The sequence below is a fragment of the Hephaestia caeni genome, from assembly GCF_003550065.1.
GTDB lineage: Bacteria > Pseudomonadota > Alphaproteobacteria > Sphingomonadales > Sphingomonadaceae > Sphingomonas > Sphingomonas caeni_A.
Genome location: NZ_QXDC01000002.1, coordinates 572,060 through 593,928, shown reverse-complemented (window position 1 = coordinate 593,928; position 21,869 = coordinate 572,060). Strand labels below are relative to the sequence as shown.

Sequence of the window (21,869 nt, the reverse complement as noted above, 5' to 3'; positions counted from 1 at the left end):
TTTCGCAAACTCCCTCCGGATGCGACACAATTTTGCGACCACAGGAATATGTGGTGTCATTGACATAGCATCGATGCAATTCAATCTCATGAATGGCATTGGAAAAAAAGTGTCAAAACTTGGATGTCGTGTTTCGCAAGGTCAATGTATGTCCTGGAATAATGAATCCATAATATTATAGATGTTCGGAGAGATACTAGGAATGGTTTCGATTGATTCTGTCATATCACGGATTTTGCAAGGACGGACTCTACCCGAAATCGCCGTTTAAGTTGCGCTTCATGGCGTTGGATGGTGTTTTATGGACTGCTGCTACTTGCGATTTATTCTCAATAAGTGTAATGCGATGAGCGAGGTCATGGTCTAGCGGTGAGAAAGGAAAATGGGAGTGCCGGATGGCCAAGCCGCTCTAAAGCTCTTCCTCTCACACCGTGCATCGCTGATACGCTACGCAAAGAGGATTACAGGCGACGAAGCAGATGCGGAAGACGTGGTGCAGGAAGCCTGGCTTAGAAGCAACACGGGGACGGCGAGGCTGCCTGCCGACGAGGCGATGGCCTATCTGCGCATGACGGTGCGCAATCTTGCGCTGAACGGCTCCCGACGCAAACGGATCGAGGCGCGGATATTCGAAGCGGGTGGCGATACAGAGATAGTCAGCATTTTGTCCGACCAGCCGGACCCTGAAGTCGCAGCGATATCGCGGGACGAATATGCGAGAATAACTTCCGCGCTCCGGAGCCTCCCGGAAAACATGCGGATCGCGGTCGAGATGCACCGGATCGGCGGGGAGAAACTGAAGGACATTGCCGCGTTTCTGGGGGTTTCGACATCTACCGCACATGCTCTCGTGCTTGAGGGTATCGAGCGATGCCGGGAGATTGCGGATCGTTCTCCCGGATGATTTTTGCGTCGCTTCCGGAAAAATGCGCCACTCGATTGTTTAGTTAAGTAGGGGAGGGCCGATACGATGCTCTTCCGTCAAGAAGGGACAGCATGAGCGCCGGGCGCAATACAGATTCGATGGAAGCCGATCGTCGCCGTGCCAATCGCGCGGCTTCAGAATGGGCTATCCTGCTTCAGGAAGATCCTGATGATCAGGCTTTGCGCGCTCAATTTGCCGCGTGGCTCGACGAAGCTTCCCTTAACAAGGACGCCTGGGCGGAGACGCAGCGCATAACCCATGTGATCCGCACCTCGCCACCGGTCCATGCGAGCCGGTGGCGTAAGAAGAATTTCTCCATCCTCCCGTTCGCTAGATCAACGAAGCGGCAGCGCGCGGGGATCGCAGCAATTGCTGCGGCCGCGTGCCTCGCGATCGTCGTGGCTCCCGGCATGTTCGTGAATCTGCGCGCCGATGCGACCTCCGGAACAGCGGAGCTACGATCGATCTCGCTTGCTGACGGCAGCACGATGATCCTGGCCCCTCAGAGCGCTGTCGCTTTCGATGTGAACAAAGGTGGCGAGCGAAAGGTTCAGCTCCTGAAGGGCAGAGCATGGTTTGAGGTGGCGCCGGATCGTGATCACCCGTTCCGGGTTGTCGCGGCGGACACGACCACCACGGTTCTTGGTACGGCCTTCGAAGTGACATCAGGCCATCGGCAAGTCTCTGTCGCGGTGCGCAATGGCACGGTTCGCGTTGCCTGTTCCGACCAGCCCGAACGGGCGGAGAAGCTTACCGTCGGCGATGCGCTCGACCTCACATGTGAGGAGAGCAGTGCGCTGCGAAAAAAGGTCGATCCTCTTCGGATTGCGGCATGGACCGACCATCAGGTCATTGCCAGCGATAGACCCGTTCGCGAAGTGATCGAGGCGCTGAAGCCTTGGCACAGCGGGCTGATCCTCACCTATGGCGATGGCTTGGATACACGGCGCGTCACCGGTGCATATGACGTGCGCCAGGCTGACAAGGTGCTGCAGGCGCTGGCGCAATCTCATGATATTTCGGTGCGCAATTTGACGCCCTGGATCACGGTGATTTCAGCCGAATAATCAAAGGCCTGCGAAATTTTTTCGCCGCCCATTGCACATTTTTTCGGAAAATCCCTCGCCTCGATTGTTCTTACTAGTAGGGGCTTCATGCAACTGCTTCTCAATTGCAGATGGCCCGCCAAACGAGGAAGGGTGTATCATAGTGCTTTCGGGGGTTTCGAATTTCAGGAATAAAAAGGGCCGGGTTGTCGCCATTTCGCTGATGGCATCCGCTGCGATAATGGGGCTTGCTGCGCCGCATGCGGTGATGGCCCAGACAAGCGGCGAAGCCACAGCCAGCGATTTCAATATCCCCGCTCGCACGCTCAGCGAAGCGCTGGCCGATTTCGGGCGGCAATCGGGCATGCAGGTCAACGTCGACGCTGACAGCATTCGCGACCTTTCCTCACCGGGCGTGTCGGGCCGCATGTCCAATGCCTCCGCCCTCAGCCGCCTTCTCACCGGTACAGGCCTGACCTGGCGGCTCGAGAATGGATTTGTCACCCTCACGCCCTCACCTCAGGTGGCGCAGGCCAGTCAGGACGCGCAAGGCACGGTCAATCTCGGCCCGCTTCGTGTTGAGGGGTCGCAGTCCGGCGCTTCCACCATCGCCGGAGAAACCGGCGCGGAGCGCGATGAACGCCGCAAGGACGCCATTTACGATCAGGACATTTCCACAACCTTCGCGAGCCGTGAGGAAGTCGAGCGCTATCGTGGCACCAACACAGCCGATGTGCTGAAGGGCATGGTCAATGTGTTCAGCGGCGACGCCCGTAACGGCGGCGCGATCGATCCTAGCATCCGCGGTGTCCAAGGGCCGGGGCGTGTGCCCGTCATCATCGACGGCACGGAGCAGGCGTTGACCGTCTGGAAGGGTTATAATGGCGCTGGCAATCGCAGCTACATCGATCCAAGCCTGATTTCCGGCGTCCAGGTGCTCAAGGGGCCGGTGTCTACACGCGGCGTCAACGGATCGACGGGCGGCGCGGTAGTCGTCAACACGCTTGATGCTGCCGACATTCTCGAACCCGGCAGGAATTTCGGGATCGAATTGAAGCTTGAAGGCGGAAATAATTCGACCAATCCACGCTGGCCGACGCTGCTGACAAGCCTGGACCATCGCGACATCCCGGGTTTTCCATCTGGTTACTTAGCCAGTGCTCCCTATGGCGACCCTTCGCTCCGGGTGACGTTGCGGACCGCAGACGACAATGAAGCCTTTTCCTTCGGCGATCGTGCGATCCGGATTGCGGCGGCGGGCCGTGTCGGGGATTTAGAGCTGTTCGGGGCCTATGCCTTCCGCGAACGCGGCAACTATTTTGCCGGCAAGCATGAGGCTGACTATTATCAGCAGGAAAATCTCACGCTTAATGCGGCCACTTATGTTCGTCTGCTGGGCCGTCATTACGAGCCCGGCAACGAGGTTCCGAATACGTCAAGCGAGCTGGAATCCATCATGCTCAAGGCGAAGTGGAACATCGCCGATGACCATGCGCTGCAAATCGGCTTTCGCGATACGCGCTCGAGGTTCGGCGAGATCATGCCCTCGCGGATCATGACAACAGGCAATGGCTACACGTTCGGTAATATCCAGTGGCCCGAGAGCAAGGTTCACGCTCAGGCATGGAACGCGGAGTATAGGTGGCAACCGGAAAGCCGCTTTATCGACTTCAAGGCGACGGCGTGGCTGACGGATACTGTGAGTAATACCTACAGTGCAGGCGGCTTTCCCAATGTTGCCTCGCCCGCTGACCCGATCATCATGAACAGCGCGCTCGCCAATTCGCATAATGATCGTTTCGGTTTCAGCGCAAGCAACCAATTCAACCTATCATCCAACCTCAGCATCCTTCTGGACGCAAACTGGCAGCATGAGAAATTACGCTCGGACGATGATTACCTGCTTTACAGGCAGGCGGTAGGGCGGGCCTATCCACGCGAAGGGCGGCGTGAGGATTATCGCATCAATCTGAGCGGGGAGTGGAAGCCGGTCAGTTTCCTCAAGCTCAATGCCGGCCTCGCCTATACGGGCTATTGGGCGCAGGACGATTTCCTGCCCAAGCTGATAGAAGCGAGCGGCGGCTCCGTCCCTGTCTATACCTCCAGAATGAACCAAACCCAATACGGGACTACAGAATCCACCGTCGAAGCTTATGAAGCATTTCAAAGAGAATATTGGAGCAGCCGAGGCCGTACAGGGGCGCTGTTGGAATCGACGGTAGCGCAAACGGTTGCAGTCTTTCGGGCCAACCCCCGGACCTTCACTTGGACTCATGCAGGCGCGGACTGGGTGCCTAACGCCGATGGAAAATACCGCCGTGCAGACAATATCTGCATCAATGGGTTTCTCGACAGCATCCCGAATTATATCGAGGGGACCTGCATTGCTCGCGGCAGAAACATACTCATAAATGTCACCGAAGCCGAGCGCAAATCGGGTCATGGGTGGGTGCCCAGCGCATCGGCGACACTCTATCTGAGCGACAACAGCCGCGCCTATGTCCGCTATGCCGAAGCTCTGCGGTGGCCGAGCATGTTTGAAAGCACGATCGGTTTCTCCGCTTCGATCGATCCACTGCGGGAACTAAAACCCGAACGCATGAAATCATGGGAAGCCGCGTTCATCCAGGATTTGCGCCCGCTGTTCGGTTTGCGAGGCGAGGGCCAGCATGCCGACATCAAACTGACCTGGTATCACAACACCACGCATGACGTGATCGAACGCAGCAGCGGCCTGTTTTTCAGCAATATCGACAGGCAGACGATCGCCGGGTTCGAGTTGCAGGCGCGCTTCGACAATGGCCGTTTCTTCACTGATATCAATGCCGGTCACATGACCAAGAATCAGGTCTGCGATGAAAGCACGGCCGCAACGATAGACACCGCCAGAGGCTATCGGGTGCCGGATTGCGTTAAATATGGCTTTGTCAGCAGCTTCCTCCTGACGCAGGCCACGCCGGAAACGAGCGTGAATTGGAATATTGGCGGCCGCTTCTTTGATCGTCGCCTTGAGGTGGGAGGCCGGCTGATCTGGTACAGCGCCTACGACAATCCGGACCCGATCGGGGAATGGACCACCGGCACAACCTGCGTCGCAGAATGTTCGCTCAACATCCCCTACACCTGGGGCGAGATCATCACGTTCGACGCTTATGCACGCTTCCGGATCAATGAGCGGTTCAGCGCCGAACTGGCGGGCACGAACCTCAACGACCGCTATTATATGGACCCTCTCTCACGCTCGATGATGCCTGCTCCGGGACGGACGGTGCGCCTGAGCCTGACGGGGAGGTTCTGACAAGGGATTCAGGGCCGCCACCGCATCCACCAATTTGAGCAAAGCGGGATGACAGCGGCGACCCTGGATGAAGGCACCTGATCGTCAGGTGCTTCGATCGCAGGAGAAGTATAATGAAGTTCGTACATCTCAAAGCAGTAGTTGGGGCGATGGCGCTCTCCGCCTCTCTGGCGGGGGTCGCGCAAGCGCAGGTCGTCAACGGTTCCGGAACAAGCGACCCAGCCAACGTCGAACTCGGCGACAGCACCGTAAATGGCGGACCGCACGTGTCTGGCCGGGTCGGAATCTGGGTGCCAAATCTCGGCACCTCTACACCTCAACGGTTTGTCGACTTCCAGGGCCTTCAGGGGTTCGTTCCCCCTTCGGCTTATACCGTGACCACCGTCAACAACCCCACCGGAACGATTACCGATCATTCGAGATACGGCCGCTTCGACTTCGCACGAGCGAACCATGCCAACCTCTATTTCGGTGAATGGTCGCAGACCGGTGTTGCGACCGCCGGCGATCACACCGTCTATTATGCCGGTGCCGACAAGACCGACGTGACCACGCCGATCGCTGCTGCGACGGCCACCTATAGCGTGGTGGGTATCAACAACTATGCCGCCAACCCGGCTGTCCTCAATACCACGGGCACCGGGGGAGCCACGTTTACCGCTACGTTCAACGGCAGCAATGGCGGCAGCCTCAGCGGAACGCTGGTTGGTCACCAGACGGTCGTCCTGACGAACGTGGGGATCAGCGGTGCCGATTTCGGCACTGCATTCGGTGGTTCGGCCTCGATCACACCGAACGGAAGCACGTTGCGTTCCGCCGCCGTCAGCGGCGAATTCTTCGGCTCCAATGCGGCCGCTCTCGCTGGGATCGCGACCGTCAGTGGCGAGCGCAACCTCGACACCGCGTTCGCAGGACACAAGTTCTAAATCTGTCCGAGCAACATTGGCCGGAACCCGCCCACGCGGCGGGTTCCGGTTTCTCCTTCCTGCGCTGGATGTCTGCCAAGCATGATTTTTGGGTCACTCCTGCCCCGACCAAACGCCCCCCTCGGTTTGCTCCTGCTCATCATGGCAGGTACGCCAGCTACTGCGCTCGCGCAAATTGACAGCGGGCAGGACACGCGGCTGCGCCTCGATCAACAGCTCGATCGACAGCGAGCGGCACAAGAGGAGCGTTCGCTCAACGAGGTGGACGAAGGGCTCGATGCCCCTTCCTCGCTCGTCATCGACGGAAAGACCTACGCTGTCGGCAACAATGTCGATGAGATGGGCCAAGCGCTGCACATCGCAGTTTCTCGACGGCAATGGGGAGACGCTCGCCGTTTCCTCAAAGCTTACGAAAATTTTCCTGATCGTGATCCGATGCTCATGCTCTTTGCAAACGGGGCAGTCGCGCGCCAGGACGGAAAGCTAGACGAGGCTGAAGGCTTCTATCGTGAAATGTTGGTGCTGGACCCGGGCTTTGCATCGGGCCAGCTCGAACTGGCGCGCGTTCTGTTCGAGAATCGCAAGGACCGCGAAGCACGCCAGACTTTTGAAAGCGCGCGTGCGCTGCTCGTGGTCGACGGCGACAAGGCATCAGGCGTGATCGTAACGATCGATGCCTTCTTAAATGCTCTGCGCCACCGGCGAGGCTGGCAAGGCAATCTGGCGATAGGCCCGATCTACAGCACCAACATCAACCAATCATCGGAAAGCTACACATGTCTGCTGGCGACCGATGATGGGACGTGTGTGGTCGATCGGAAAGTGCCCGACGCGATAAAGGGTACAGGCATCAACGTTGAAGGGGCGCTCAGCCGATATCTTCCACTGTCCGGTCATCATGGCCTACGCGGCCGCGCTATTCTGTTCGGGGAAATCTACCCTGACCATCATGATTTTTCTCAAGGCGTGTTTATAACTCGGTTGGGATATCAATATCAGACTGGCCGCAACACTCTCGGCCTGTCGCCCTCATTCGACCTCGGCACGCTCGGATCATCTGTTCTGTATGAAGCCTGGGGCGCCAATGCGGAGTGGCAGCATACGGCCTCACGCAACGTCCTATTGCGCCTTGAAGCGAATTACCGGGATTTTCGCTATCGCCTTCCAGGTTCCAGTTCCCAAACAGGGCCGATGGTGGACGTCAATCTGACGGTCTGGTACGCCCCGTCGCAGGATTGGACCTTGTTTGGAGGTCCTGACTTTACCGACAAAGACACACCCAGCCCAACAGACTCCTATCGCCAGTTCGGTGCGCGTTTCGGCATAAACAAGACTTTTGGAAGCGACGCGAGCATCCTTTTGCTCGGCTCCTATCGCCATCGCGAGCATCGCGGCTTTAGCGCTTTGTTCGACGCCAAACGCCGCGAAGACCAGTTCAACGCGACGGCCATCGCACGTTTCCCAGCGCTGAGATTCGCGGGGCTGACACCCGAGATCGTGGTCCAGCACAATCAGGTCAAAAGCAACATCGACTGGCTCTTTTCCTACAAGCGCACCACCGCGAGCGTGAGGCTCGGCTATGCCTTCTAGTCATTCCAGGGCAATTTGCCCCAATCGCGCAGAAGGCCGATGCTCCGGTCCTTGCCGTGCCGAAACACTCGCATCTTCGCTTCTGTCGCCGCCAGTCCCCCCACGCGGCGAAGCGGGTGGAGGGGGCGATGATCGATCCACGACCATTTCCCCTGAAACTCACATAGCCATCCGCGATCCGCGGCAGTTTTCGTCCTCCAGGCAGAGTTTCACTCCCTCACTGGGGGACGATCCAAAGGGGGTGGCGGCCCAGAGACCACCGTCACCCCCGCATGGCTTTCATGCGACAACAACACAGAAAAGGGATTGCCTATGACCGTGACCACATCCGAGCGGCCCATTGAGGAGCTAAGTCGCGCGAAGCGGCTGAAGGCACTGACCAGCGCCACACATGAAGGCGTGGATCGATCGATCATGTCGGCAGCCTCCTTTGCCGATCTGGAAAAATATGGCCGTTTCCTCGCGGTGCAGTATCTCTTCCACCGCGACGTCGCGGCGCTGTACGAGGATGCCCGGTTGCAGGCCCTGTTTCCCGATTTGTCCGTACGACGGAGACTCGCCCTCGTGGCTGCTGACCTCGCCGATCTGGGCTTCGATGCTCCGGAGGGAAGCGATCCTGTCTTCACTGCCGACGCGATAGACCTGCCCATGGCGCTGGGATGGCTATATGTCGCAGAAGGATCGAACATGGGCGCAGCGCTGCTCCGAAAGGAAGCCGCAAAACTCGGCCTGTCCGATACGCATGGCGCGCGCCATCTCGCGCCCGCTGCTGAAGGGCCGGCACCACACTGGCGCACTTTCACCGCGTCGCTCGATGCGCTCGAATTGACTCCCCAAGAGGAAGAACGGGCGGGGCAGGGCGCGCTCGCGGCCTTCGCCCGCGTCCAGTCGCTGGTCGATGCGCGCAGCGCCTGACATTTTGAAGAAGCGGGGACCGGGGAGCCGGTTCATACGTACGGGCTGGCTGTTTTTGGGCCTGCTGTGCGTTGGGCTGGGCCTCATCGGCGCCTTCGTGCCGCTGTTGCCGACGACGATCTTCATGATCCTCGCCGCAGGCTGTTTCGCACGGTCGTCACCGCGGCTCGAAACCTGGCTTCTGGATCATCCCCGCTTCGGCCCGACACTACTCGCGTGGAGGGCCGAAAGGGCAATCCCGCGCGCCGGCAAGCGTGCGGCCTGCATCGGTATCGCTATCGGCTATGCGCTGTTCTGGATCGGCGCGAAGCCGGCGCTTGGCCTTGGGGTGACCGTCGCAGCCGTGATGGCGGCCTGTGTAGCATGGATCGTTACCCGTCCCGCGCCCGAAAGCCGATAATGACACAGGCCACACAACTTAAACTGGACCATAATTCCGACGCTCAGGATGGAACCTATCTGAGCGACCAAATGGTGATGAGGTCCTTCGACTACCGTAAGACAGAGGATAACCCTCCGAGGTCCTTTTCGCCCGTAGCCGCTACATGGACGCCAGGCACGCGCTATTGCGATCAGCCGATGAGTTGGCAGTCGCGGATGTTCGGCGCAGGCGGCACGGCGCTGATCTTCGCCTTGATACTGGGAGCTGCGTTATTTACCTGGAGAACGGTCGCGCATGTCGCCGCGACAAGCACGGAGCGGCTCGTGGTGGTGAATCTTGCGCCACTCGCCGCACCCCCTGAACCCGTGCAAGAGGTCGCTCCCGGCCCTCAGCAGGTCGAACGACAGGAGCAGCGTCGCCCCGAGCCGAAGCCCGACATACTGGTTCCGGCGCCGCTGATTCAGCTTCCCTTTCCGTCGGTGATGACAAGTGACAAACGGGAGCCGGTCAAGGAAGTGGCCGATCCCGGTCCTCCTGTTCCTGAAACGACCGCGCCCAAGAGCATCGCCGCACCAGCTGCAAGCCGCCTATCCAACGATGCGCAGCCCAATTGGGAAGGGCAGATTCTCGCTCATCTTGAGCGCTTCCGCCGCTATCCTCCTCGAGCGCGCGCGGCGCGTCAGCAGGGAACTGCTTTCCTCCGCTTCACGATGAACCGCGAAGGACAGGTGCTGACCGGCTCGATCTTCAAGAAATCCGGTTCATTCGATCTCGACCGAGCCGCGCTTGATACGCTCCAGCGCGCCCAGCCTCTTCCCGCGATTCCGGCAGGAAGGCCCGATATTGTTGAGCTTACAATTCCCGTGGAATTCTATCTACGGTGATGGAAGGTCGGCAAAGAGCTTTCAGGCTTCATTAATTGAGACACGCGCCGGAGCTCCTTGGCAAAGAACTATTATCCAGATGGCTCGCGGACGGCCAAGAGGTTCTGAGACTGCACGTTTGCAGTCAAATTCGGCCCATTTGGAAGGCGATCCAGACGGTGAAACCGCCAACTGCCAGGCAGGTGCCAAATGGTAACCTTCGGCTTGAAAGCGGCTCCTCTCCATCTCTGAAGATGGCCACGGCAGCAATCAGGCCGATCAGGCTGGCTCCTAGCAATATGTGAGGCAGTGTCTGCCAACCCAGCCAACAGCCGATCCCGCCGAATAGCTTGGGGTCGCCGCCGCCCAGTCCATCTCGGCCACGCAGCCGCCGATAGCCATGTTTTACCAGCCAGAGGGATAGGAAACCGGCAAGGCCACCGACAAGGCTCTCGTTCGTGCCAACCCCGGCACCGACGAGGCTCGCTGCAAGACCGGTGATGGCAAGGCCCGCCGTCAGGAGATTGGGCAGGATGAAGTGGCGCAGATCGATCGAACCGAGCGCAAGGAGTTGCCATCCGAATATGGCGCCTGCGACTGCGGGCGTGCCGGAGGCGACCATTCCTGCGAGAATGCCGACAAGACATGCGGCCGTCTCTATCTGCCAATGCAACGCGTCGATTGGCGCGTTGCATGTCCGGCATCGAAACCGAGAGATAATCGCGCTGAGCAGCGGAATGAGTTCGGCGGGGGACAGGACGCGGGCGCAGTGATCGCAACGCGAGCGGTCCACAACGATGGGTTGTCCGGTGCCCCAGCGTATTACCGCCGCGGCGATGAAGCTTCCAACGAGAGCTCCGACAAGGCCAAGCGCGGCGATCAGTCGGAGATCTGGTGCAAGGTCGATCATCAGGTAGGGCAGCTTCGTTTCTCTGATCACTCGTGTGGTTGATTCTATATTACATGCGCGTGACAGAAATGCTTGCGGTGTGGGACTCTCTGTTGATTTTCTTCAGAAGTATTTGACTTCCGTCAATGCATCGGCTGCTCTTACGGTGAGGGTGAATCGCTCAACTGGGAATGGTGTGTGCGTATGTGCATAAGCGAAACAGGCCTCCTCGTTGTGTCGGCCCCACGCATGGCAGCGCCGCTGGACGCTGGCCGAGATACGATGTTGACCATCCACTTATCGGCGGTGGAGGGCGGCGTTTTGCCCTTGGACATCGCGCCAGCTTGTAGTTGTCCGGATGCCCGGATTTTTCCGGCGCACGATTCGCTGAACGAGCAGATTTTCGTTTCGGGGAGTTTCGTCGTACCGGAGATAGCACCGGCTTGCGGCCTTGGATCCGTCCCAGTGGATGGAAATTTGTCTGTCCATACCCTGGACATGCCCGCCGAGAAATCCGACCTGACACGCTCAGATTCTGAAGTCCAAGCGGGCATTGTGAGCGAAATTCAGTTCATATTGCGTATGCGACGGGCGCGAACCGAGTTTTTCGAAGACAATCTGTTCGCAGAACCCGCCTGGGATATGATGCTTGATCTGATGGAAGCACGCCTGCGCGGGACCGAGATTCTGACTTCCAGCCTCTGCATGGCCGCGTCTGTTCCCGCTACAACTGCGCTGCGCTGGATCAAGAACCTGACGGAGAAGGGGATACTTGTCCGTAGAGCTGACGAGAACGACAAGCGTCGCGTATATGTCGCATTATCTGACGAAGCGGCCTCCGCGATGAAGGACTGGTTTGAACTATTCAATCGGCAGAAACCCACTGCGGGTTTGTGAAAAGCCGGCTCGCGCCGATCTCCCGGGATTCTCGGGAAGCGCTACCCAAATAATCCATAACTGACTGTGGATTCTCCTAGCTTGATGGTCTCGCTGATCGATTAGCGTGCCTCATGGCTATGATGCTTGTGTGGTGCTGGCCGAGGAAAAGGAACGTGCGATCATGTCCGTGACCCGTGCGATAGAGGATGATTCCGCCTCGGTCATGGCAGTGGGCCGTCAGTCGCGCCCCCTTGTATCCGGCGCTCTGGCGCGCGATGCCTTTGGTGCTATGTCGCAGTCCCGGATCACCTCGTTGCTTGTGCTGGCGGACTTGATCGGCGGGCAAGTGGTCGGGCTTGTTCACATTCACGATGTCTTGCGTCATGGGGTTGCCTGAATGTTGCGCGTAGTCGGGGGCAAGGAATTCACGTGTGAGGATCGCGGAGTCGCGATCATCATACCTGCACGTTTCGGGTCGACACGATTTCCTGGGAAATCCCTTGCAGAACTGCGAGGTGTGTCGGGCGCGCCGAAGAGCTTGCTGCTGCGAAGCTGGGAGGCCGCGAACCGCGTAGATGGCGTCGACGAGATTTGGATCGCCACCGATGATATTCGCATTCGGGATGCCGCGGAGCAGTTCGGTGCGCGGGTCGTAATGACCTCGTCTGATTGCCGCAACGGAACCGAGCGGTGTACAGAGGCGGTGTTGGCGGCCGACATCAAATCCGATCTCATTGTGAACTTCCAGGGCGACGCACCACTCACTCCGCCATTGGCGGTTGAGGCATTGATTCAAACCATGCATGACGCGCCTTGCGTAGAGGTGGCGACCACAATGGTTCGCTGCTCTCCGGTGGCAGCGGATTGTCTTCGTGTTGATGAGACGGCGGGACGCTCCCGTGCGACCACAGTCGTCTTCGACAGAAATTTCGACGCGCTCTACTTTTCCCGGAGCATCATTCCGTTCGTACCCGAGCGCATGGCCCGCCCGCCCGTCTATCTCCATGTTGGCGTTTTCGGATATCGCCGTGATGCTCTCATGCACTATCCGGGCCTCGAGCCGTCCGTCTTCGAGGAAACCGAAGGCCTGGAGCAACTACGCTTCCTGGACGCAGGAATACCGATCCGTATGATCGAAGTCGGTACACCGCCCGGCGGGGTATGGGAGGTCGACTGCCCATCCGATCTCGTGTCTGTCGAAGCTGCCTTAGTGGAGCGCCACCTGCACTGAAGTATCCTGATTTGTTCTCGGGTCGCTTTCCGTTGCCACCGCTTCACACTGTCGCAAGTCCGTGCGCGAAAGCCAGGACAACAGCCCGCAGCTTGGATTGCGCTCCCAGCTTGTCCGACGCATTCCGAAGATGGTAATCGATCGCCTTCTCGGATAGGCCGAGCGCTTCTCCACTTTGTGCGTAGGTGTATCCCATCGAAGCCAGACGCAGCACCTGTTGCTCTCGGGCAGAGAGGCGAGGGACCCAATCTGCGAGGGGAACAAACTGCTTTGCCTTCGCGTGGAAATGCGCCGCGGCGAATGCCAGGTCCGGCCCGCAACGTTCGGCCATGTCGCGCGAGCCAGTCTCATCGTTCCCGAACAGGCTGATGTAGGCAGGTCCCTGGATACTGTCCTGAACGGGAATGATAATGCCGGCAGACACGCCGCGGGCTCGCTCATTTTCCAGCCAGATCCGTTGGATGGGATCAAGACCAGCCTTGGTACGTGTCGAATAGGCAAAGGGCGCGATAGCGGTGCGTACCTGCGCGGCGCATGGATCACGGACGAGCCAATCGTCCGCATCATCCGCATCCCGAGGCGAGGTTGTCAGAAAGCGTAGCGGATGATGCGGGCTGGAATCGGGCTCGTTGGTCCAGAAATTTCCAACATGGATGTAGCGCGCGCCGTAAAAACCAAGCAGACGCGCATAATCCAGCAGCCAGTCTCGAAGACGCGAAAGCGATCGGCTGGCTTTCAAAGTTGCAAGAATATCAGGATGGTTGGCGTTCCCTGGGCGCAGGAACAGCGTGCTCGCTTCAACCACGGTCTTTGCATCGTGGCCGCGATTGCTGGCCAGCTTGTTGGTGAACATCAAAGACCCCCGGGGAGCTGCTCCTACTTAAAGGACACGCCGGGAGAGAAATCTGGCAAGAAAAATATGTTACATTTCAATGACTCGTCGTCATGAAACAGTAATAATGGCCTTACTTCAACTCAAAACGACCACGTCTCCCGGTAGGCGCGTCACCTTCGCGCCTACCACCAGTTCCGCCTGGTCGAAGAACTCATCCAGTCGATCGATATTGTAGGTCCCATTGAGCCGGCGCCCGCCCAAGGCGCCGCTTGCCAGAATCACCCGACCCTTGCGGTAACGGTTTATCTCCTGGATCACCTCTCGCATCGGCATCTCCTGGAATATCAGCGTGCCGTTTCGCCAGGCGGTGAGAACCGTCGTATTGGCCTGTGCGGTTACGGCGCCGATGCCACGGTCATCGTACCGGACCTCCTGAGAGGCAGCTAATCGGCGAAGCTCACCGTTCCATGCCACCTCAACCTCGCCAGATAAACAGGTGATGCAAATCTCATCTTCGGTGCGCCGAGCGCTGAACTGCCCGTTTTTGCCGATGCTTGTGCCTCTGCCGGCAACCAGCGCGGCGGTTCCCGATCGACCACTCGTGACAACCGCCTCGCCGCTGATCAGTTCAACAGCTGGCATGGCAAGATCGCTGCGGAGATTGATGCTGGTGCGGGTATTGAGTTCGACCGTAGCGCCATCGTCGAGGCGCACCACAAGGCGTTCGCCGGTGCCGGTTCGGTATTTGGCGTTCAGTTCGGCGAACGATGGCATCATGTCGAACGAGCGTCCGACGAGCAACAGCCCGCCTGCAACGGACGCGGCCATGGCGCCACCCAGAAAGGCGCGCCTTGAATGCTTCTTTTTTTCTCTTTGAGCGTTGAGGCTGGCGACATTGCTGACAATTCCGATGGTTTCGGGTGCCTCGACACCTTCGGCAACGCGCACGACCCGGCGCAACCTGACGGCCGATCGAAAAGCCAACTCGTGAGCCGGACTTTGGCCCCGCCACGCAATCAGGTCAGCTGCGTCCGCCTCCGTAGCATTGCCGGAGAGCAGATGATTGAGATGCTCGAGCCCCTCCAGGCGGAGGAGCGCCAGCTCTTCATCGGTCCATGTCGTCCTTCCACTCATCCTGAACAGCCAACCAGTTGCGAGATCATGAGCGCTTTGCATCGAGACATGCTTGCGCTCCCTTATCTAGAGGACACTCTGGCTAGCTGTTCTTGCAAAGCCGCCACCGAAAAATCTTCTGTCACCTGGTGAAGGTGCCTGCTCGCCAGCAGCAGTTCGTTCCGAATTGAGCGTTCTGACAAGCTGTATTCCAAAGCCAGTTCCTTGTAAGTTGCCGATTCCACCCAGAATCGCCTGAAAATGGCCTGGCGACGGGGCGGCAGTTCCTGCAATGCCCGCTCGACGGCCGCAAGCTCCGACCGGCCTTGAGCCGTACGGTCCTGATCGGGGTTTTCGTCCGGTATATCTATCAGGCGATCGATATCTGCGGTGGAGAGGTGTTTCATCTCGGCTCGCTGGCTGTTCCTCGCGGTGTTCAGCGCGATGGTCAGCAGATACGAAATCGGATTTCGCACTTCATCCGAGATCTCTGCTCGATGTAGCCGCAAATAGGTATCGTGTAGCGCTTCCTGCGCTTTCTCCGTCGAGCCAAGCCGACCGGTCAGTCGGCGCTTCAATTCCGGATATGCCGTCACGAACAGCGACAAGAGAGCCTCGCGCGGGGACGAGGTCACGGAATAGATCCTCGATACAATATCTTAAGCTGATATATAATAGCCGCCCCCTTCAATTCGCCGTCCGGAAAGCGACTTGCTGTAGAGACGAATCGATCTCGATCACGAAATCCATGCGGGCAGGTAGCGAGGCAGGGATGGGGGGAAGGGGCCTTGATCGCTCAAGTGCGGCCAGCGCCGCGTTGTCGAGCATCGCGGATCCTGAACTCCGATGTACCCAGCTTTCCAGGACGTTGCCGTTTCTGTCGAGCCGAAATGCCAGAGCGGTGATTCCGGCTAGACGAAGCTGTTTTGCCTCTCCGGGATAGCGGCTGTGGCGCGCAACGATCTCGTAGAGCAGACGCTGGTATTCATTGAGTTCTGCGGTATCGATGGCGGACTCGATGCCGCCGCCATCTGCGGGCCTTGATGCGGCTCGATCGCTATTGGAGGGCGCCGATCTGGCGATGGTTCCCAAAGCGGATTCTTTGGGCGCGGCAGCCGCAATGGGCGTTCGGGCATCATGGCCGGTAGACAATTCGGACGGCGTTGAGGTCGGACGGTTCGCCGAGCGATCCGATTCGCCATTTCCGCTTAATTCAATGAAATCGACCATCATGGCTGTTTCACGTTGCGGACTTGGTTTCGAGGGCTTAGGCGAGTTGGAGTTAGCCGCGATAAGGCCACCCAGCACGGCTGCATGTCCCAGGCACGAAACCAGGATACCCAGGACATCGATTCGGGCGGGGCTGGACATGGCGGACTCGCATAAATTGAAAGGCGGGTTGGCGGCTTCATAGACGTCTTTTTCCGTCTGCAATATGACATGCCTCATGAGTGTCGGAATCCCGCTAGGGATTCCCCTAGCAAATGTGCCGAATGGTTGGGGTAAAGGGCTGCCTATAGTCATCGGGGCAAAGGCGGCTCATCTATGCTAACGGCAGAAATAGGTCGATATGGAATAGGTTGCGCCAAGAATCTGGCTGAAAATCTTGTCCGAATTGGCGAATATACTTTCGGTCAGAAAAGAGAAATTCTGCCCGACCTCCGATCGGCGGTTGCTTTTTCAGCAAGCAATTGTGAGCTAGCTCAGCGAAGCAAGCGTGGTGATTCACGCCTTGGCGTAAGCTGAACGAGCATCGTCATGGCGGATATTCTCCCCTTCGAGCGCCCTGATAGCCCCATCAAGGCGAAGCCCGGTGTCGAGGCCAAGAAGGCTGGCATCGGAGCGTCGCTCCTCAACCTGGCGGATACCTATGGGCTGTATAGCGGCCTGTATCTGCATTTTGGCCATTCTCGGGGCAGTGCTGTTCGCGCCATTGCATCGAGCGCCAACGCAGAGCGCCAGTATGTGAACCTCCTTGCGGACAGCAGTCTGGTTATCAAGGCATTGGCGGCACGCCGTCCTTTCACCTGGTCTAGCAGTGAGATCAGGTTTGCGCACAAGCTAGACACGCCACATGTCGGCATTGCAATTCCGGTCCAGGATCATCCCAATGGTCCAGGCCTTGTTGCGCTTATCGGGGTTGGGCTCGATGCGGTGCGTAAAACGGTGAAAGACCATGGTCCCGCCCTGTCATGGGCGGCCACAGACATTCATGCGGCGGCGCTCACGGTATTGCGTGTCGCGCACATTGAAGCGCCGACCCGTCGGGAAATGGAATGCCTGAGGCTGGCGGCCCTGGGAATGACTGTGCCGAAGATCGGCAAAACGCTTCATATGTCGACCCGGACGGCTGAAGTTTACTTACACAGGGTCGTGAAGAAACTGGGTGGGGCCAACAAGGTCAATGCGGTTGCAATTGCCGTAAGCCGAGGTCTCTTGCAGTGCGACCCATCTGGCCTCGAGCACTCTGAGCCGGCGAGCTGAGGAGGACGACGGGAACGTTACAGGCGGGCGGTGCGGAAACGCCCGGATCCTGTCGGGCGTATTCAGGCTTTTTGTTTATCGGCCGTCGTCGCCCAACTTCTGATCCTGACCGGCAAGGCGCGATCCCAGCTATGAATAAAGACGAACTGATCGAGCGCGTTGCCGTGAGAAGCTATCTTACTCGCGCTGAGGCGTTTCGTGCGGTTGAGGCCGTCTTCGCCACGATCGGAGACGCTGCTATCCGCGGCGAGGCTGTCTCGATCAACCGCTTCGGCATTTTCTCGGTGAAATCGTGCAGCGCCAGGGAAGGACGCAACCCGCGTACTGGCGAGAGGATATTGATTTGCCCAACGCGGAAGCTGGTATTCCGGGCCAGCAGGGCAATGAAGGATTTGCTGCTCGGTGAGGAGAGAAGCGATCCTATTGAGCTCGACCCCAGGTGACATGTTTGTGTCGTGCCTCGTTCGACACGTTCGAAAGGGCCTTCAGCCCCCCTTGCGTTTGCACAGACGGCCCGGATGAGTTGGGGCCTCGGTCGTCATAGAATTTCACCGATAAGTGCTATCACGGTCGCCGCTGGCCATTTCTCATCCCGCGTAGCGCCACTGCAAGGGGTTGCTGAAGGCCGTCGGGCGGGGGAGACACCGCAACTCGCAGGAGCGCGTCGATCACCAGAAGGTCGGTTTTGGCGCTACCGCTACTGCGGTGAACGACGACATCACTCAATGTGCCATCTGCATCAATGCTGAGATGGACAATCAGGCTGAAATTGAGCCGTTCCGTGCCTGCACTTGCATGGAGGTAGGCATACAGCTCTTCCTCCAGCAGGCCATAATAAGCGAGCCGTTCAGCCGATAGCAGTCGCATGGTCGCGACCTGTTCCCTGACCACGATGCGTCCGAGCGGGACCAGGGAAGATTGGTTGTTACCGCTCGGTGTCGTGATGATAGCGGCGTCCGTCCCGCTGTAGCGAACGACGAGTCCCGAGCCGGTCAAGAGACGCCGAAGCGCTTCGCGAGGCGTGAACCTGCCTTTCACACGGGTCGATCGAAGCCCCGAGGCCAAGGTGCTGTCATATAGCAGTTGAACGCCAGTGATGCTGAAATATTGCGCCAAAGCGGCGTGAAGGGGCTGTTCGGGTATGTCGAATGATACAACTGTTTCGGAAGCCTCTGGCTGAGCATGAGCACTCGTTCCGAATGAGTACATGAGGATGGCAAGGCAAATTGAGAGCGCCGCCGCCAGGCTACGAAGAACATGAGGTAGCGACATCAGGGCGATGAATAGGACATGCTGGGCCTGTTGGGGAGCCGATTGTCCTGAGAAATTGTATTGAGCGGCGCCGCCTGATCGCATCCAACCTTCCTTCACACCGCTCCGATTTTGGTATGACCTTGAAGGTCAGAACCTAGAAATAAATTTAATTTCCGTTCTCCTGCGGGAGATTCGTATGACGGCGTTCGTTCGGCGGCATCTATGTGAACAAGATCATGTCATCGACATGACTTTCCCAAATGTAATTTTCACTAGCGATTATCGTCAAGATTTTACGGAACAGTGAATCACTTGCCTGCGATACATGATTCATTGTCGAGTAAGTGCGTTATTGTTTCAATTTTATGACGAAACCGCGTGTAGGCGAAGAAAAAAACTTTGCCGAATTTCTTGCCAGATTCACGTGCTCACCGTGTCCATTTTTCAGGAGCTCTAAGGGGGTCGTTGAGATGTTAGCGGGTGGTGCGCTTCAGCGCCAGTTTGATCATGCGTGCGTTGCCCTCGATGTCTCGTGGGTGCGGCACTTCGTTATGGAGGGCGGTTCGGTCATGGCAATTGGCCCGATCGAGGATTGCGCCTCTTCGGTGGACCTCGAGAACTGGTTAGAACAGCTCGCATCGGAGATGGGGTTCGACGGTGCTCGCTACCATCATGTCGGGCATCGTCCGCAAGGTGGAAGGACCGCTAAACGCCCGCCGCTCCGTTTCCTCTCCACATTGGAGAACGGGCAGGAGCCGTGGCGTGCCGGAGATCCCGCTCTCTCGCAAATCGTCCAATCTTTCCTCCCCTTTGTCTGGTCGACTAAAGACGATCTGTCTCTCCCCGATCTGCAACGTGCCTGGTTGAGCATCGAACGCTTGCGCGGTGTAGAAGCAGGTGTCGTCATCCCCGTTCAGGATTATCTGTCGGGACCAGCCTATATCAGCCTATTCAGCGAGAAGCTCTCACAAGCGATCTCGGCGGTTGAGCAGCGGCGGCACGAGATGGCTACGCTCGCTATCGAATTCCACCTTCGAGCAAAGCAGTTGATCACCATTCGGACGCGGTCATCAGTCCTGCTTTCGGATCGCGAGTTTAGTTGTTTGCGCAATGCAGCTGCGGGAGTGGCGCTTGCCGAAAGCGCCGGCAGTCTTGGAATATCGGTACGAACAGTTGAAACCCATCTAGCCAAGGCGACGCTCAAGCTTGGCGGGACCAACAGGATCAACGCGGTCGCGATCGCAATTGGGTCTGGCATGATCCATGTTTGAGAAGCGCATGTCATTCTCTTCCCAATTGCACGTTGGCCTGCGTGCTAATCTCACGTCGCGCTTAGCGTTCGTTGCTGCCCTGGCGGCAGTGGTGCAGCCGTCATTTGCCTATGCGCAAAGTGATCAGGATGCCGAACAGTCCTCTGCTGCAGACACAGAGCCGGTGAGGGCTTCGGGAAGCTTTTTAATCGCCGCGATCGACGTCGTGGGCGCCACCAAACTCTCAAACGCCGAGATCGAGAGGATCATCTACCCGTTTCTTGGACCTGATAAAAACGAAGCCGATGTGACCGCTGCGCAAAAGGCTCTTCAGGCGGCGTATGCCGCGAAAGGCTATGAGGCGGTCGAGGTCGAGATTCCGATCCAGCCCAGCGAACGTTTCGCGCAGGGGATCGTCCAGCTGGCTATCCATGAAGTGCCGCTCGGCGAGGTTCGTATCGTCGATGCAAAACATCATTCGGACAAGAGCGTCCGCGGTGACGTCCCGTCACTTGTTCCCGGTCAACCAATCGATATCGCAGCGCTTCAGCGTGATGTCGCCGAAGCCAACCGCTTCCCCGACCGTACCATCACCCCGCGCTTTCGCTCCGGTGGGCAGCCGGGAACCGTCGATGTCGAGTTGAAGGTCGACGACAAGTCCCCTTTCCACGGGTCGGTCGAATTGAACAACGACAATAGCCCCAATACCAGATCCCTGCGCGCAAGCGCCACTGCACGCTATTCCAATCTCTGGGGCCAGGGCCATACGCTGTCGGTCACAGGTTCGATCGCGCCGCAGGATACCGACCAGAGTGCGGTCATCTCGGCTTCCTACAATGCGCCGCTTATCGGCACGCCCTGGGGTTTCCTGCTCTACGGCTACAGGTCGAACAGCAATGTCGCGGCGCTTGGCGGCACCAACGTGTTGGGTAACGGGTATCAGATCGGCCTTCGCGCGACCTATCGCCTGCCGAGCACGAGCAGCTTCCAGCAGATCAGCTTCGGACCAGACTTCAAATCGTTCAAGGAACGGCTGAGCCTTGAAGGGACCGATCTTCAACCGACCCAAATCCGCTATGTGCCTCTTGTTGCCGAGTACATGCTGAGCGGTGGAAACGACAAGGAAACCTATGGACTGACGCTGGGCGTCACCGGCGGCCTCCGCGTGGTCAGGCGCAACGTCTGCTTTGAATCGCCTTATGCTGAAGGGTTCATACCGGAAGGCGTGCCTACCTGTTCTCTGGGCAATGGCGAGACTGGCATTCCGCAGGACCAGTTCACGGGCCGCGCCGTCGACGCCCGAGAGAACTTCGTCCACCTCAACATGGACCTGAATTACACTCGCCTTTTGCGCCGCGATTGGCAGGTCGCACTCCGGTTTACCGGCCAGCTTGCCGATTCCAGCCTCGTCACCAATGAGCAATTCTCGCTTGGCGGCATGTCGAACGTCCGGGGCTACTATGTTTCTGAGGCCGTCGGCGACGATGGCTTCATCTCCTCGGTCGAACTGCGCTCGCCCAATTTCGGCAGCTCCTTGAGCTCGCTTGTCGATGAGATGCGGCTCTTTGCCTTCAGCGATCTAGGCTATGCTCGCGTGCGGGCGCCGTCGACCGGCCAGACCGACACATTCCGTCTCGTGAGCGTCGGTGGCGGCGTGCGTTTCGACCTGTTCAACCTGGTGACGGGCGAGGCACTGATTGGCGTTCCGCTCCGCAATGGGCCCACGAGCGACAAGGGCGATCCACGCTACAGCTTCACTATCAGGGGCGAGTTCTGATGCCGGCGCTCCATCATCGGGCGTCGCCGTCTTTTACGTTTGCGGTGTTGAGCATTGGTCGGAGCCCGTCTGACCGGGTCATCTTCCGGCGATCGTCCTTCTCCGACCAGTCGGGGCGGTCGTGGCCATCGATCGGGCCAGGAATTCCCTCAGGGCAGCTTGGCGGCTCCCCCAAACGCCCAGCGCCAGGGATCCCCGGAAGACCGGGCGGG

The 21,869-nt window shown here is 58.5% G+C and carries 21 protein-coding genes; 15 read left to right on the top strand and 6 right to left on the bottom strand.

Annotated features, from left to right (window positions below; translation table 11 throughout):
• The first annotated feature begins 388 nt into the window (after window positions 1-388).
• The 8 genes from DFR49_RS02680 to DFR49_RS02645 all read left to right on the top strand — a co-directional run bounded on the left by DFR49_RS02680 (window position 389) and on the right by DFR49_RS02645 (window position 9,966).
• The gene (locus DFR49_RS02680; protein WP_157225215.1) at window positions 389-904 is read left to right on the top strand and encodes a sigma-70 family RNA polymerase sigma factor; all 516 of its coding nucleotides are present in this window, start codon (window positions 389-391) and stop codon (window positions 902-904) included.
• Between the two features lie 92 nt (window positions 905-996).
• Window positions 997-1,992: a FecR family protein gene (locus DFR49_RS02675; RefSeq protein ID WP_004211543.1), complete on the top strand. Its 996-nt coding sequence runs from the start codon at window positions 997-999 to the stop codon at window positions 1,990-1,992.
• Window positions 1,993-2,134: 142 nt separating this feature from the next.
• Window positions 2,135-5,269, top strand: a complete 3,135-nt coding sequence (locus DFR49_RS02670; protein WP_037491219.1) for a TonB-dependent receptor — start codon at window positions 2,135-2,137, stop codon at window positions 5,267-5,269.
• Window positions 5,270-5,382: 113 nt separating this feature from the next.
• Complete coding sequence (locus DFR49_RS02665; protein ID WP_004211549.1) at window positions 5,383-6,195, top strand: Slam-dependent surface lipoprotein; 813 nt, start codon at window positions 5,383-5,385, stop codon at window positions 6,193-6,195.
• A gap of 126 nt (window positions 6,196-6,321) precedes the next feature.
• Entirely contained in the window at window positions 6,322-7,785 is a 1,464-nt protein-coding gene (locus DFR49_RS02660) for a surface lipoprotein assembly modifier (RefSeq protein WP_245968209.1), read from the top strand.
• A 312-nt stretch (window positions 7,786-8,097) separates the two neighbouring features.
• A complete protein-coding gene (locus DFR49_RS02655; protein ID WP_004211552.1) occupies window positions 8,098-8,700 on the top strand; it encodes a biliverdin-producing heme oxygenase in 603 nt (200 codons plus the stop codon).
• Window positions 8,684-9,100 carry a YbaN family protein gene (locus DFR49_RS02650; protein ID WP_004211553.1) on the top strand — a complete coding sequence of 139 codons (417 nt, stop codon included), beginning with the start codon at window positions 8,684-8,686 and terminating at the stop codon, window positions 9,098-9,100. Before DFR49_RS02655 ends, DFR49_RS02650 begins: the two co-directional genes overlap by 17 nt.
• Window positions 9,100-9,966 (top strand): TonB family protein, encoded by an 867-nt coding sequence (locus DFR49_RS02645; protein ID WP_245968208.1) that lies wholly within the window; start codon window positions 9,100-9,102, stop codon window positions 9,964-9,966. Before DFR49_RS02650 ends, DFR49_RS02645 begins: the two co-directional genes overlap by 1 nt.
• A 124-nt stretch (window positions 9,967-10,090) precedes the next feature.
• Here the strand turns inward: DFR49_RS02645 and DFR49_RS02640 are convergent, their stop codons facing one another.
• The gene (locus tag DFR49_RS02640) at window positions 10,091-10,885 is read right to left on the bottom strand and encodes a prepilin peptidase (RefSeq protein ID WP_245968207.1); all 795 of its coding nucleotides are present in this window, start codon (window positions 10,883-10,885) and stop codon (window positions 10,091-10,093) included.
• A gap of 198 nt (window positions 10,886-11,083) precedes the next feature.
• Between DFR49_RS02640 and DFR49_RS02635 the strand changes: the two genes are divergently transcribed.
• From DFR49_RS02635 to DFR49_RS02625, 3 genes are all read left to right on the top strand, one after another.
• Window positions 11,084-11,731: a MarR family transcriptional regulator gene (locus tag DFR49_RS02635; RefSeq protein WP_157225216.1), complete on the top strand. Its 648-nt coding sequence runs from the start codon at window positions 11,084-11,086 to the stop codon at window positions 11,729-11,731.
• A 130-nt stretch (window positions 11,732-11,861) separates the two neighbouring features.
• The gene (locus tag DFR49_RS02630) at window positions 11,862-12,110 is read left to right on the top strand and encodes a CBS domain-containing protein (protein WP_119034387.1); all 249 of its coding nucleotides are present in this window, start codon (window positions 11,862-11,864) and stop codon (window positions 12,108-12,110) included.
• The gene (locus DFR49_RS02625; protein WP_051156912.1) at window positions 12,111-12,944 is read left to right on the top strand and encodes a 3-deoxy-manno-octulosonate cytidylyltransferase; all 834 of its coding nucleotides are present in this window, start codon (window positions 12,111-12,113) and stop codon (window positions 12,942-12,944) included.
• Window positions 12,945-12,987: 43 nt separating this feature from the next.
• On the opposite strand, the gene DFR49_RS02620 is transcribed toward DFR49_RS02625, so the two are convergent.
• The 4 genes from DFR49_RS02620 to DFR49_RS02605 form a co-directional block, all read right to left on the bottom strand.
• Entirely contained in the window at window positions 12,988-13,797 is an 810-nt protein-coding gene (locus DFR49_RS02620) for a helix-turn-helix transcriptional regulator (protein ID WP_004211559.1), read from the bottom strand.
• A gap of 117 nt (window positions 13,798-13,914) precedes the next feature.
• Window positions 13,915-14,955, bottom strand: coding sequence for a FecR family protein (locus tag DFR49_RS02615; RefSeq protein WP_004211562.1), 1,041 nt, complete (start codon window positions 14,953-14,955; stop codon window positions 13,915-13,917).
• Between the two features lie 20 nt (window positions 14,956-14,975).
• Window positions 14,976-15,500, bottom strand: coding sequence for an RNA polymerase sigma factor (locus DFR49_RS02610; protein ID WP_245968206.1), 525 nt, complete (start codon window positions 15,498-15,500; stop codon window positions 14,976-14,978).
• A gap of 79 nt (window positions 15,501-15,579) precedes the next feature.
• A complete protein-coding gene (locus DFR49_RS02605; protein ID WP_245968205.1) occupies window positions 15,580-16,326 on the bottom strand; it encodes a cell envelope integrity TolA family protein in 747 nt (248 codons plus the stop codon).
• Between the two features lie 324 nt (window positions 16,327-16,650).
• On the opposite strand from DFR49_RS02605, the gene DFR49_RS02600 reads away from it, so the two are divergent.
• Window positions 16,651-17,376, top strand: coding sequence for a helix-turn-helix transcriptional regulator (locus DFR49_RS02600; RefSeq protein ID WP_004211568.1), 726 nt, complete (start codon window positions 16,651-16,653; stop codon window positions 17,374-17,376).
• Between the two features lie 131 nt (window positions 17,377-17,507).
• A complete protein-coding gene (locus DFR49_RS02595) occupies window positions 17,508-17,819 on the top strand; it encodes an HU family DNA-binding protein (protein ID WP_051156913.1) in 312 nt (103 codons plus the stop codon).
• A 121-nt stretch (window positions 17,820-17,940) separates the two neighbouring features.
• Here the strand turns inward: DFR49_RS02595 and DFR49_RS02590 are convergent, their stop codons facing one another.
• A complete protein-coding gene (locus tag DFR49_RS02590) occupies window positions 17,941-18,732 on the bottom strand; it encodes a secretin and TonB N-terminal domain-containing protein (protein WP_004211569.1) in 792 nt (263 codons plus the stop codon).
• A gap of 368 nt (window positions 18,733-19,100) precedes the next feature.
• Between DFR49_RS02590 and DFR49_RS02585 the strand changes: the two genes are divergently transcribed.
• Complete coding sequence (locus tag DFR49_RS02585; protein WP_004211570.1) at window positions 19,101-19,901, top strand: helix-turn-helix transcriptional regulator; 801 nt, start codon at window positions 19,101-19,103, stop codon at window positions 19,899-19,901.
• The gene (locus DFR49_RS02580) at window positions 19,894-21,657 is read left to right on the top strand and encodes a ShlB/FhaC/HecB family hemolysin secretion/activation protein (RefSeq protein WP_245968204.1); all 1,764 of its coding nucleotides are present in this window, start codon (window positions 19,894-19,896) and stop codon (window positions 21,655-21,657) included. The genes DFR49_RS02585 and DFR49_RS02580 overlap by 8 nt, the downstream gene beginning before the upstream one ends.
• The last annotated feature ends 212 nt before the right edge of the window (window positions 21,658-21,869 follow it).